The organism is Mucilaginibacter sp. P4_E8 (genome assembly GCF_056401495.1).
Map to the genome: position 1 here is coordinate 1 of NZ_JBFUJG010000136.1, position 12,625 is coordinate 12,625.

The 12,625-nt window shown below is 38.6% G+C and carries 12 protein-coding genes and 1 pseudogene; 3 read left to right on the forward strand and 10 right to left on the reverse strand.

The genetic code is table 11. The annotated features are described in order from the left end of the window. Positions 1-323 (forward strand): acyltransferase (locus tag AC1DRQ_RS25805; protein WP_477428142.1); only part of this gene is annotated, 323 nt, incomplete at its 5' end. 3 nt (positions 324-326) lie between these two features. Here the strand turns inward: AC1DRQ_RS25805 and AC1DRQ_RS25810 are convergent. Genes AC1DRQ_RS25810 through AC1DRQ_RS25855 form a run of 10 tightly spaced genes read right to left on the reverse strand, consistent with a single transcriptional unit; the run spans position 327 to position 11,268 of the window. After that, positions 327-872 (reverse strand): acyltransferase, encoded by a 546-nt coding sequence (locus AC1DRQ_RS25810; protein WP_477428144.1) that lies wholly within the window; start codon positions 870-872, stop codon positions 327-329. 22 nt (positions 873-894) lie between these two features. Next, positions 895-1,620: an acyltransferase gene (locus AC1DRQ_RS25815; RefSeq protein WP_477428146.1), complete on the reverse strand. Its 726-nt coding sequence runs from the start codon at positions 1,618-1,620 to the stop codon at positions 895-897. Then, a complete protein-coding gene (locus tag AC1DRQ_RS25820) occupies positions 1,604-2,746 on the reverse strand; it encodes a glycosyltransferase family 4 protein (protein ID WP_477428148.1) in 1,143 nt (380 codons plus the stop codon). Before AC1DRQ_RS25820 ends, AC1DRQ_RS25815 begins: the two co-directional genes overlap by 17 nt. 1 nt (position 2,747) lies before the next feature. Continuing rightward, positions 2,748-4,049 (reverse strand): glycosyltransferase family 4 protein, encoded by a 1,302-nt coding sequence (locus tag AC1DRQ_RS25825; protein WP_477428150.1) that lies wholly within the window; start codon positions 4,047-4,049, stop codon positions 2,748-2,750. 24 nt (positions 4,050-4,073) lie between these two features. Next, positions 4,074-4,835 (reverse strand): glycosyltransferase family 2 protein, encoded by a 762-nt coding sequence (locus AC1DRQ_RS25830; RefSeq protein ID WP_477428152.1) that lies wholly within the window; start codon positions 4,833-4,835, stop codon positions 4,074-4,076. Between the two features lie 7 nt (positions 4,836-4,842). After that, positions 4,843-6,105, reverse strand: a complete 1,263-nt coding sequence (locus AC1DRQ_RS25835) for a hypothetical protein (protein WP_477428154.1) — start codon at positions 6,103-6,105, stop codon at positions 4,843-4,845. A 14-nt stretch (positions 6,106-6,119) separates the two neighbouring features. Next, positions 6,120-6,761 carry an acyltransferase gene (locus AC1DRQ_RS25840; RefSeq protein WP_477428156.1) on the reverse strand — a complete coding sequence of 214 codons (642 nt, stop codon included), beginning with the start codon at positions 6,759-6,761 and terminating at the stop codon, positions 6,120-6,122. Positions 6,762-6,764: 3 nt separating this feature from the next. After that, positions 6,765-7,472, reverse strand: coding sequence for a CatB-related O-acetyltransferase (locus tag AC1DRQ_RS25845; RefSeq protein WP_477428158.1), 708 nt, complete (start codon positions 7,470-7,472; stop codon positions 6,765-6,767). Positions 7,473-7,497: 25 nt separating this feature from the next. Beyond that, positions 7,498-8,862 carry a lipopolysaccharide biosynthesis protein gene (locus tag AC1DRQ_RS25850; protein WP_477428160.1) on the reverse strand — a complete coding sequence of 455 codons (1,365 nt, stop codon included), beginning with the start codon at positions 8,860-8,862 and terminating at the stop codon, positions 7,498-7,500. A gap of 24 nt (positions 8,863-8,886) precedes the next feature. Continuing rightward, positions 8,887-11,268, reverse strand: coding sequence for a GumC family protein (locus AC1DRQ_RS25855; protein WP_477428162.1), 2,382 nt, complete (start codon positions 11,266-11,268; stop codon positions 8,887-8,889). Positions 11,269-11,550: 282 nt separating this feature from the next. Between AC1DRQ_RS25855 and AC1DRQ_RS25860 the strand changes: the two genes are divergently transcribed. Both AC1DRQ_RS25860 and AC1DRQ_RS25865 read left to right on the forward strand, forming a co-directional pair. Further along, positions 11,551-11,754, forward strand: a complete 204-nt coding sequence (locus AC1DRQ_RS25860) for a hypothetical protein (protein WP_477428164.1) — start codon at positions 11,551-11,553, stop codon at positions 11,752-11,754. A gap of 317 nt (positions 11,755-12,071) precedes the next feature. Beyond that, a pseudogene (locus AC1DRQ_RS25865) lies at positions 12,072-12,625 on the forward strand (hypothetical protein); the annotation flags it as partial.

Below are 12,625 nucleotides of genomic sequence, written 5' to 3' on the forward strand. Positions count from 1 at the left end.
GCACAGAATGTGCGCTTGTTGCCGCAAAAAAAATTGAGATTGGCAATCACAGCGGTATATCATGGGAATCATTGGTGATGGATACTGATTTTCATCATATAGCCGACGAAACCGGGGAAGTATTTAATCATCCAAAAGAAATTATTATTGGCGATAACGTTTGGGTGGCTTGTAAGTGTACCATTTTAAAGGGAGCAGTAATACCATCGGGCAGTGTTGTGGCTGCAAATTCATTAGTTACTAAAAAACTGAGCGGTGAAAATTCTATTTTCGGCGGAAACCCGATGCGGGTATTAAAAACAGATATTAAATGGTGGTATTAAATGCTAAATGATTGGTAAAACCGCATCACTTAGGTTATAAATAAGCCCTTCGTTTCGTTTAGCTATTTGTTTGGCAGGTACACCGCCTACCACAGTATAAGGTGGTACACTTTTGGTAACAACCGCGCCCGCTGCAACTACAGCACCCCTGCCAATTGTAACGCCGGGTAATATAATGCAGCGTGAGCATAGCCAAACATAATCTTCAATAATTACCGCCTGCCCTATCTGAGCAAAATTAGCATCATTATAGTCATGATGAAGTGTCCATATCATTACCTCATTACTAATATTTACATTACAACCAATGGTTAAACCCATCCGGGCATCAAGCAAAGCATTGTGCCCAACTACACTGCCCTTACCTATTTTTAATTTCCAGGGACTCCGGATCTCGAACCCTCTGTATATACCAACCCGCCAGTTTATTTTTGCTTTTAGTATCCGCAGTAATAAAATTCGCAGTGTATGGAACGGCAACCAGCCAATCACCTCACAAATGATATAAAGAAGCGAACCTTTGAATTTATTGAAATTGTTCCTGATCATTATAATATTTACAGCTTAAAAGTTACACCGGAATTTCCTGGCTAAGCAGTTCACCTCGTTTTTTTAATACCCGGCCGGGTACCCCAGCCACTATAGAATGTGGGGCAACGGTTTTTGTAACAATGCTGCCGGCCGCAATTACACAGCCTTCGCCAATGGTTACACCGGCCAGTATGGTTACACCAGCGCCTATCCAGCAATTGTTATTAATAAAAACCCCGTTCCTGGTTACTCCCTGGTCTTTTATGTTAACATTACAATCAGAAAAATTATGGTTTTCAGAAAAGATCTTAACACCGGGCCCTATGATCACATTATCGCCAATTTCAATTCCTCCCTGACCACCTAAATACGTACCGGCATTGATGCCACTGTTATTGCCTATAATTATCCCCTTACCTTTTTGTGCAATTACGCCGGTACATATCAGCGTACAATTACGGGCAATGGATACATTATTCTTTATCATGATCCCCTCGGCCGACAAGGCATTGATATAAACATTATCCTCAATGATGAGGTTTTTACCTGCAGTGAACAAATACGTATGATTAATTACCACATGCGACCCTATAAATACCAGGCCGCTTGATTTTTTGAAAAACAACTTTTTCCAGGCGCCGCGCGATAATTGCGTGCCCCTATCYCATAAAATAACTGACAACTCTCTGAAACTATAGTTGTTTTCGAACTTATACTCAGGATTGTTCTTGAGCTTGCGTATTACGTTTTCAATTAATGTATGCATCGCCAATTAATTTTAGTATTCCGTTTGCTGATATTTGCCAGGAGAACTTTTTAGCATGATTTATCCCGTCCGTTACCTTTTTATTATACAGGTTAACATCGTTCAATAAAAAGTTTATCTTTTCTGCTATATCCTCCGCGTCATCAGGATCAATATAAATGGCCGCATCCCCACAAACCTCGGGCAGTGCAGTACGTTTTGATACAATAACCGGCACACCACATTGCATGGCCTCTAAAGGCGGAAGGCCAAAACCCTCAGCGTATGATGGGAAACAAAAAACAGTGGCATTAGCATAAATTAAATACAGGTCGCTCTCTGGTACATGACCTGTGAATATTATCCTGTGTGCAAGACCTTCTTCTGTAATATGGTTCTTCAATACGGTTATATCATTACCCAGTTCACCAACAATTACCAGTTTTATCGCTTTATCATCGAGCATATTTAAGGCGCTCACCAGGCGGGCAATATTTTTGCGGATGTTTACCCGCCCAACATATAACAAATATTTGGAGGGCAAACGGTATTTAAGCGCTAAAGCGTTCACCATTTCGCCAGGATAATTTGCTAATGTTTTAAAGTCGCGGTTAATGCCGTGGTATACAACCGCTATCCTGTTTTCACTGGCTACTTTATTTTTTACCAGCCGCTCTTTTTCTGAATTTGATATGGTGATGATCATATCGGCCCTGGCTGCCAAACGTTTCATCTCTTTGAAATACCTCAATTCTGAACGTGAATAATATTGGGGATAGTCTAAAAACAAAACATCATGTATGTACACTATTTTACATAGTGCCTGCGGCCACAAACTGCTAAAATTTTGATAAAGCATAGCTTCCAATCCATATATGCGTGCAATCCACGGTACCAGTAACATGTTTGATAACAGGTTTGGAATTACCGGCAAAAAAATGAGCTTTACATGAGCCGGAAAATAATCAAGTGCCTGTTTTTTAAAATCCCTGGTTATAAGCAGGTAAAGCTCAAATTGTTCATCATTGTTATTTACCATTTCGTTCACCAGGTTTTTTACCACCATATTACCACTTGGCGGCCCCTTGAAGAACCATTTGGCATCAATGCCCAATTTTATTTTTTTATGGTGATTTACTAAAAGCATATCAGGCAGTTATTGAGGTTTGAATCAATGAAGAATTAAAACGCCTGCCGTGTGCCAGGATAGCCTGGTTATATATATTATTCAGTTTAGATAATCTTTTATCCCAGCTGTATTCATCAGCACATATCAATGTGGTTTGTGCGCGTTCCACCAGTTCATGGGGGCTTCTGAGCAGTCTGTTTAGTGCACGGCTCATATTACCAACCATGGCGTTATAAGTATCCGGCTTTATTTTTATGCCGCATTTGCTGCAGATCACGTCGCCCATGCCACAATGATCAATGGTTAAAGTTGGTACGCCATAGGTCAATGCTTCAAAGATCACAGCCGGATTATCTTCGGCTATACTGGTAATGATGTGCAGATGAGCACCAGACATGATGCGAATGGCATCTTTCCGTGGCAAATGACCATGCCACACAATACGATCCTTTAAGTTTAGCTCAGCAACTTTTTCCTGTAGTTTTGCCATTAAAGGCCCATTGCCCAATACGTTAAGTATCCAATTCCAATGTTTAACACCGGCCAATGCATCTAAGCACATGGCAAAATTCTTTCGTTCAATAAGGCTGCCCGACCAAACCAATTGCACCTGTTGCCCAATGTGGTCAAATTTTGTTTCGTCAAGGAACGTATGGTTTACAATGCCCTGTTCGGGCAAATAATAACTTTCAATACCAAATTTTTCCCAGATGATTTGCTGTCCTGCCGACGTAGCAGCTATCAAAACATCAGCTTGTGAAAATGCTTCTCTAATCCTTTTTGAGTAATTGATCTGAAAATGATTGATCGCATTTTTAACTGAAAACTTTATCCTTGTTAACAATGGCTTACCCTTTAGCAGTTCCTGACTAATGATATTCATCCCTCCTATAGGCCCCCACACCATAGGTTTATTCAGCTTTGCTAAAAATCCGGGCTCCCTGAACCCTATTGGCCCCAACTGGTGTACTACATCTATATCAACAGTTTTTAAAACCTGGCGCGCGGCCCTTAATGCCTTTTTTTGCCACAGATAATAAGCAAAGTAAAAAAACCATCCCAAACCCACTTTATTGAGCATATTGATGCATGTAGCAAGGCGCCCACCCTTTACTTCAATAAAAGTAACAGATGCCAAAGGGGTATCTTTTATATAATTCCTGAGGGTTTGCGTATCACCCATATGATCATCAGACATGCCATAAAGCACCCATAATTCATGCTGACTGGCCAAATGTGTTACGGTATTCCAGGCGGCGCCATACTCTGAACCTTTAACCGGAGATATGGCATAAGCGGATATGAGGATCTTTTTTTTCATTACAGGGGTATTTATTTTAGGGTATCAGTTTAATTGTGTGCGTAGTGGGTCTTTATAAAAATATTTCCATCGTAGCCTGTTTAAATAATTAAATATCCATGAATTGAAATAGCTTAATCCCTTCAGGTGCCTGCGCATCACGGCCAGCTCTTCCCGGTGCATTTTTACGGTATCACTGCTTACTCCATCAGTGCGCATATAAGCCACGGTTTCATCGATATGTTTAATTTTGAATCTGTTATCCTTTATCCTCAGGAACATATCAAAGTCCATAGCTATTTTTAAGCCTGTATCATACATGCCTACTTTTTGATAAACTTCCTTTTTGATAAAACAGGTAGGATGCATAATGTACATCCCGAAGTTTAGCCAACTCACCTTACTTTTTTTACTGCGTTCAAAGCCATTATTCCCAATGAGCATGATGTTGCCACAGCATACATCATCATTTGCCGATCTGTTGTTCATGATAAGCTCTACGGCATTTAGTGCATACCAGTCGTCGGCATTGATCATTCCTATCCAGTCGCCGGTTGCCATAGCTATACCCTTGTTAAACCCGTCGGCTATACCTTTGTCGGGTTCACTTATAAAACGGGTGATCCTGTCCAGGTACCTGTTAATGATTTTTATTGTTCCATCAGTTGAACCACCATCAACAATAATATACTCCAGGTTGGTATAGGTTTGATGGATAACACTCAATATGGTATCCTCAATGGTAGTCTGTGCATTATATACTACCGTAATAATGGTTACTTTGGGAGTATCTGCAAGTGTTTCCATATTTATATCAGTAAGTTTTTTCGTATTCAAGAACAACAGCCTTTTTACGTTCATTCAGTCTGAAAACCAGTGAATTAAAATTAAGATAGCTGTAACCCAGCGTGATCATTATAATGCACATTTCTACATTAAAAAGCGCGGTTACAATGTAGTTGGTAAGTAATAAGCTAAAAATGCAGCCAATAGTGAGGGCCGCAAACATCCTGATGGCAGGCTTACCTTTCGCATCCGCGTATTTTTTCCAGTTTGTAATTATCAAGCCAAAAAACACTAAAATATAGGTTACCACACCCACTATACCTGTTTTTACCAGGATGTACAACCAGCCATTATGCAACACCGGGATGTACTGAAAATCGGTATCCTCGCCCAGTCTTACAAAGGTTTTGAGGTCAATTAATTTACCCAGGCCACCAAATATCCAGTCTTTTGTATCGCCTTCCGCGTAACCCTTAAGCGCCATGAATGATTCATAGCCACGATACTTCAGGTTGATGTCTTGTTCTGTATTATAATCGCCCATTTTAAGCTCGTTAAATGAGCCCAGCATTTTGCTCATAAATGTTTCTGAGGAGGTTGCCTTAAAAATATCAGTGGGTATCAGGAAGGCGATCATGATCAACACAAATATTGTAGGTATTACCCACATCCTTTTTACTTTATCGGCAACAAGCAGCAGCATAAAACACCCCATGATGATAACATAGGTACGGGAAGCACACATATAAACGCCAAAAGCATTTATAGCCACAAATAAATTAAACCAACGGGCTCTGAATAACCTGATGTTAAACTTCCAGGCAAATAACAGGCAGGCTAATGCTATCGGCGGTCCGGGCGCACCTATAATGCCCATGGCATAATGCGCCGAGTACGGGTCGAGCAGAGCGCCAAACCCCATGTATGATATGGATATGCCCGTTACCATTACAGAGGTAAGCACACCTGCAAAAACCAGTGTTTTTAAAAACGCTTCGATATCAACACGGCAGGCCAGCACAATTCCGGCCAGTATAAATAATACCGGGATGGTGAAATAGTAAAGGTCTTTTAAAATGAGATAATTGCTATTTTGGTAACCCGCTATTAACCCAAGTATAGCAGGCAGCAATAAAGCTGCAAAAACCCTGGCTGCCTTTATTACCGCCAAATGCTGTTTTAACGGCATAAAAATAATTACCAGCGAAATACCTAACACAATGGCCTGCACATGGAAAAACGAAGCCAGGATCAGGATCAGCAATAAAAATGGATATATCCGGTTGATCATTTTAAATATCTGTTTTAAACTCTTGCATAATCATATTTGTAATTATCACGCACGTACCTGGCCGGGTTGCCGGCCCATACCTGTTCATCAGGTATATCTTCAAACACTACCGAACCAGCACCTACTATTGAATTTTTACCAATAGTTACTCCTTTTAAGATAGTGCTGTGCCCGCCTATAAAAGCGCCATCATGTACAATTACAGGCTTTGATTTTACACCGTCCAGCCTTTCGGGGTAACTGTTCCTCATCCTGGCATCCAGCGAATGAAAATCAGTATCGTAGATAACCGTATTGATCCCTATTTTCACGTTGTTGCCTATACTTATTTTATTATGGCATATTAAAGCTACCGACGTAACCCCTACATTATCGCCAATGGTGAGTTCACCACCTTTAGCAACCACAAAATAACATTGCTGCTGGCGCCCGCCCATAGCATGATATTTACCACTATTAAACCTGAACCTTTTGCCTATTGAAAAATTACCTTTCATATTAATATCCAGTATCGGGATACCAAAACCTATAAAATCGCGATGGAACTTTACCCCGTTTAAGTAAAACTTAAAACAGCTGATGAGCCATGAATATATAGGCGCTATTTTATAGTAAACAACCCGTAATAGTCTGTATAGCTTTCTGATAACATACATAGGTCAAACTGCTTTAACGTGTTCTACTTTAGTGGGCTCCATAAAATCTTCGATATTCCAGAATCTTGAAATATTGCTTTGTACCCAGGCTTCATCATTGTTCCACCATGCTGTTTCCTGCAGATATTTTATCTGCACATCATCAAATCGTTTTTTAATAAGCTTTGCCGGGTTTCCCCCAACAACTTCATAAGCGCCAACATCTTTAACTACTACCGAATTGGCAGCTATAACAGCTCCATTTGCAATATTTACCCCATCAATGATAATTGCATTGGCACCAATCCATACGTCGTTCCCCAGGGTTACAGATTGGTGGTTCTTAAATTTTTGCTCTGTACAATAGTTTTTTAATAAGTTACCCTGATTGTTAAAAGTAACCGGGTGCGTACTTACAAAAACCGAAGTTGGGTGTTTACCCGGAGCCATCTTTACATTAGGCCCAATAGAACAATACCGCCCAATGGTGGTATATAAAATATAGCTATAGCTGTTTATGTATGAAAAATCGCCAAGTGTGCAATTACTTACCACACAATGGCTGCCTATTATATTATACCTGCCAAAGCTGCTGTTATCAATTGTGCTTAAATAGCCTATCCTGAAATGTTTGCCCCAATACCGTACCTGGTAGGTTACCTTACATTTAAGCCACTTAAAATATTCGCCCAAAGGGTTCATCATAAATGTTTTGTCGATGTATTCTTTCATACTTTTTGTTATGATAAACCCTTGCTTAGGCGTTAAAAATACCCGTAGCGGTTTTATTAATTATTTTACCTGCCTGAACCGAAAATGCTATGCCCATAATGATAAACAGAATAGCATTTGCAAGTGTTACACCCGCAATTCCAAATACATTACCCAGCACAATTGCCAATGGAATGTTTAAAATGGCCCCTATTGTAGTTAGATATAACTGTAGTTTTATTTTACCTATCCCGTTTAAAAGCTGAACATATATAGTTTGCCAAATATTGGTTATAGTATATAAGCACATGGCTATTGATAAGGCTAAGGGAACGGTAACACTTTTACCCAACCATAAACTGTAGATAAAGGGCGAAACAATAAGCAATAATACCGTGCAAAAGCTCAGCGCTACCCACAGCTTATTTATTTTGTTAATGGCATTTTTGATCCATTCATAATCGTTTTTAATATAAGCTTCGGTAAATGCGCTCCAAAATGGTGTTATCACAATAACAAAAAGCATCAGCACTATAGAGAAAAGCTTATATACCACATTAAAAGTGGTTACTTCCTTTGGACCAAATAACTGGGCGATAACAATATTATCAGTTTCGTAAAATACCAGCGCGCATATTTGAATAATAAAAAATCCGCCGCCAACACTTAACAACTCCTTGGCGTGCCTGAAATTTATATAGCTTATAGTAGGCGCAATTTGTTTATAACTGCCTTTATAAAACCATATACTCCCAGCAAGGAGTGCTATTAAAGGTACTCCTGCTATAATAATAACCAGATCTGTTAAAGAACCTTGTTTGTGAAACCTAATGAGGCATACTATGGCTACCAATGTTAATACCTGAGCTACCAGGTTTAAAAACRCAAACTTAGCCGGGGCCTGGTTGGCTGTTAATACCGTATTGATAAGCTGTATTACAAACTGAAAKCAAAAAAAAGCGAATATGATCAATACCAAATGGTTCAGATCGGTACTGCCCTTATCCTGAACGTTTAAAATGCGGTGCCATTTGATGTATGGATTAATAAAATAGAAACAAATGAACAGCAACAGCGAAATAACGATCAATATAGCATAGGTTGAGCTTACATAACTGCGGGCCTTTTGAACATCGCCCAGGGCCATAAATTCTGCCAGTTTGTTTTTAAGTCCGTTCCCTAAGCCCATATCAAAAAGAGCAGCCCAGGTTATTAACGAGCTTAGTGTTAACCACATACCATATTGTGTTGGATTAATATAGTTTATGGTTAACGGAATTAGTGTAAGAGATATAATGACACTGCCGCCTTTTAAAAATATCGATTGAACAATATTTTTTTTTGCCTTTACCGAACGTTCATGCCCCCTGTTAAAAAATTGATGAAGATTGCTTTGTATAACCTGTAACATAACCATTAATTTTAATCGGGCGCCTTATTTTGCTTTTGTAAAAATAGAGGACAGCTTGTTGTTCTTTTCCTCGATCATTTCATAACCATAATGGCCGTAACCATGTCCATAACCCGTAATGCCATTCTTTTTAAGCTCTATATCATTCACGATCAAATAAAGATGTTTTGCTTTCTTTGATTTATGCAGGTCATTTACAATACCTAATTGCGATTTATAGGTATAGTTTTGCCTTACTACGTAGCAAGTGATGTCAACAAACTCCTCAATGATCAGGGCGTCTGATACCAGCCCTACCGGTGCGCTGTCAATGATCACATAATCAAACTTTGTCCGCAGATCGTCTATTAATATTTTCAACCGGTCATTCATTAACAGCTCGGTTGGATTTGGCGGAATGGGCCCTGATGAAATGAAAAAGAAATTCTCGTTAAAAGTGGATGGCTTGATGAGGTTACAAATATCCTCTTCGGCCGAGATCACATAATTGGTGAAGCCATAGTCATTGTCGACACCCATATTTTTTAACAGCCTGGGCTTACGGAGGTCAAGTTCAAGCAGTACAACTTTTTTACCCGACATGGCTATTGAATTTCCCAGGTTAAGGGATATAAAGGATTTCCCTTCACCGCTCATGCTCGAAGTGAACAGGATCACATTTGATTTTCCTTTTTCTGTTACATACTTTAAGTTAGTACGCACAGCCCTGATCTCTTCGGAAATGATGGAGCGAAAATCATTATATATCAACAACTTATTCTTGTTCACATTTCTGCTTATTTCGCCCAGTAAGGGTACACTGGTGTGTTTTTCAATATCAGATTTGCTGTTGATACGGATATTAAGCATCTCTTTTATACTTAAACCTGCAGCAGGTAAAAATATACCGGCAAACAAACCAATTAAATATATAACCGATTGCTTAGGGGCATAGGGCTTTTCGTCACTTTCGGCATTATCCAATATGCGGCAACTGGAAATAGTCGCGGTTTGTGAAATGGCGGTTTCTTCTCTTTTTTGAAGCAAAAACAAATAAAGGTCCTGCTTTAAACTTTGTTGCCTTGAATAATCTAAATAGATCCTTTCCTTAACCGGGGCATCTGAAATTTTACCCTGGATAAATGAGTTTTGTTTTTGGAATGCCGATTGTGAAACCTGCAAACTATTACGGAAGCTTTTTATACTGGCCATCAATGATCTTCGGGCCAGTTCAATTTGCTGATTAAGGTTTTGGATGATATTGCTGTTATCCGTGAGGTTTAATTTTAGTTGCTCCCGGCGCAAAAGCATTTCATTGTAAGCATTAATGGCCGAACCAAATGCAACATCTTTTGTTATCAGTGAGCTGGGCACAACCTGTGGATTGTTGGCATCATTAACATATTTATACAGATCATTTACTACAGCCAGCTGTACAGAGTTATCATTAAGTTTACTCTGATACTGATTTGCCCCTTCAACAAGGGCCTTTGACTGTGCATTAATATCAGATATTTTGTTCTGTACCTTGTACTGCTCCAAACTTTTTTCAACCTTGTTCAACTCGGCTCCAACAACAACCAGGCGGGTGTCAATAAACTTCATGGTGCTGTCTGCCTTACGTATCTTGTTAGATAAGTTACTTTGCAAATACATCTGCATCAATGTTTGTAATATCAGTTCGCCCTGATCAGGATTTTCATAGCTTAACTGAAGATTAATAACAGTAGCCTGTTTATCATCCAGGCCCGCGTTCAAATTTCCGGCAAGGTCATTTTCGGCCTGTTTTAATGACTGGATCCGCAGTTTATAATCACCAGATGGTTTAAATTTGTCGGTTTTATTCAGAGTTACTGTGTATTGATTAAGCTTAACGGGTTTGCCAAATACTCCGTTAATATCCAGATCTTCCTTGCTGCTTTCCAGTTTAAAGCTTTGATCATTCAGTATCTTAACTTTGTATTTGATCAGTTTGATATTTTTCTTGTTATAGGTTACCGCTACAGTAAAAGGGGCATCTTTATATAACTCAAAGCTCTGTAATCCGTTATCGTCCAAAACATGAATATTCAGGTCGAGCTTGGCAACCACCCTGTTCAAAAGGCTTGTTGATTTTAATATCTTGACCTCATTATCTGCATTGCTCTTTACATCAAAAAGTGAGGCAAGGTCAGCATTCAAGCCATTGGTTAGGGCCTTTGCAGGTGTACCCTGATCATCTTCAACTATAACCTTACTAACAATGCTCCATTGATTTGGATAATACTGAATATAAATGAATGCGGCTATTGAGCATACAACAATACTCGATACAAAAACGTACCAGTAATTAATGCATAATGCTATTAGCCCTCTCACATCGCTGGGTCCTTCTTCTTTTTTGTATGTAAAATCAAGTTTTTCGGCCAAAATATCTGTGTTATCCATCTGATTTTTTAATGTAAGTCAATGTATTGTGGTAGTCTTTTTACTATTTATTATAAAGAATAATTAATACCCTTATGCGTACCAAATTGTCAAGTAATACGGGTTTAGATATGGGAAAGTTAAGTTGGAAATGGCTATTTAAAGGCAAAACAGACAGAATGAACAATGTGAATAAACTTATAATAATGAATAAAATAAACACATGCGATGTATTAGCATAATATATATATATGTACTAATAATAATCTTTTAGGAGACCCTGGCTTTAAAAAATTCTGAGAAATGATAAATAGTATTTTAGGCGATAAAGTGGCGTTAATGGGAGTTGTCTTAGCAACTGTTACAGGCATTTATGGCGTTTATAAATTAAGAAAGTTAAATGTTAAAGCTTCAGGCGGTATACTTACTGATGAACAATCAGACCTGTTGGTGATGGGAGTTTTTCATGTACTGATCTGTGCAATATCTATTTGTTGTCTGTTATAAAAGCAGCAAGCGAATGTATTTGCGGTTGTAAACCGGCAATATGTACATTACGACTTAAACTCTTTTATGTAGCTATACCAGCCCTCCTTTGCGCGTATATACCCCCCCTACTGTATACCCGTGTTCATTTACTGAATAATCGGTCAAACATTCATTTCGTTCACTTAAGAGATGAATAAAACGTTCGGCTATAAATTTACATACATTCATAAACTTATTAATTAACCTACAGATCAACTAAACCTATAATGCAGGGAAAGTCATGTTACGATCACAACAAATTGATCAAACAAACTTCGTCCTGATAGTTTTATAATATGGCAGTCTTCTCATCACAGCTATTTGAATTATTAAAGTCATACGTTTTAGCCAACTCTCATCTTACACGTATAGAAGCCAGTGATTGTAAGGTTCTTTCTGTGCAAATTAGTATTAAAACAAACCATACCGTAAGCGAAACCACTTTAAAACGTATATATGGATTTGCTCTTAGCAAGTTTAAACCATCGCTATTTACTATTGATGTATTATCAAACTATTGTGGTTATAAGGGGTGGGAAGACTTTTGCGAAAAACAAGACAAAGAATCCCTTAAAACAAATCATGAAAATGTTGATTGGAACTCTCTGAGCCATAAAGCTGCAAAAATTACAAACTTTACATTGCAAGCCTTAAAAAACAAATCGGGTATTCCTTTTAATCAAAGTATAAAAAGGAATTTTCTTGATAAACATTTTGATGAGTTTTTAAAAGGTGACTATGCCGCAACCGTTTTGACTGCCCCCCCGGCTTATGGAAAAACAATAGCACTGTGCCATTGGGTTGATGAGAAACTGGCTTTAAATCTTACTTCGGACAATAACGATATCTT

Coding starts and splice junctions, on each gene's coding strand:
- AC1DRQ_RS25825 (WP_477428150.1), bottom strand. CDS start 4,049: ATGAAAAAAAAGATCCTCATATCCGCTTATGCCATATCTCCGGTTAAA.
- AC1DRQ_RS25820 (WP_477428148.1), bottom strand. CDS start 2,746: ATGCTTTTAGTAAATCACCATAAAAAAATAAAATTGGGCATTGATGCC.
- AC1DRQ_RS25845 (WP_477428158.1), bottom strand. CDS start 7,472: ATGAAAGAATACATCGACAAAACATTTATGATGAACCCTTTGGGCGAA.
- AC1DRQ_RS25830 (WP_477428152.1), bottom strand. CDS start 4,835: ATGGAAACACTTGCAGATACTCCCAAAGTAACCATTATTACGGTAGTA.
- AC1DRQ_RS25810 (WP_477428144.1), bottom strand. CDS start 872: ATGATCAGGAACAATTTCAATAAATTCAAAGGTTCGCTTCTTTATATC.
- AC1DRQ_RS25860 (WP_477428164.1), top strand. CDS start 11,551: ATGATAAATAGTATTTTAGGCGATAAAGTGGCGTTAATGGGAGTTGTC.
- AC1DRQ_RS25840 (WP_477428156.1), bottom strand. CDS start 6,761: ATGTATGTTATCAGAAAGCTATACAGACTATTACGGGTTGTTTACTAT.
- AC1DRQ_RS25835 (WP_477428154.1), bottom strand. CDS start 6,105: ATGATCAACCGGATATATCCATTTTTATTGCTGATCCTGATCCTGGCT.
- AC1DRQ_RS25855 (WP_477428162.1), bottom strand. CDS start 11,268: ATGGATAACACAGATATTTTGGCCGAAAAACTTGATTTTACATACAAA.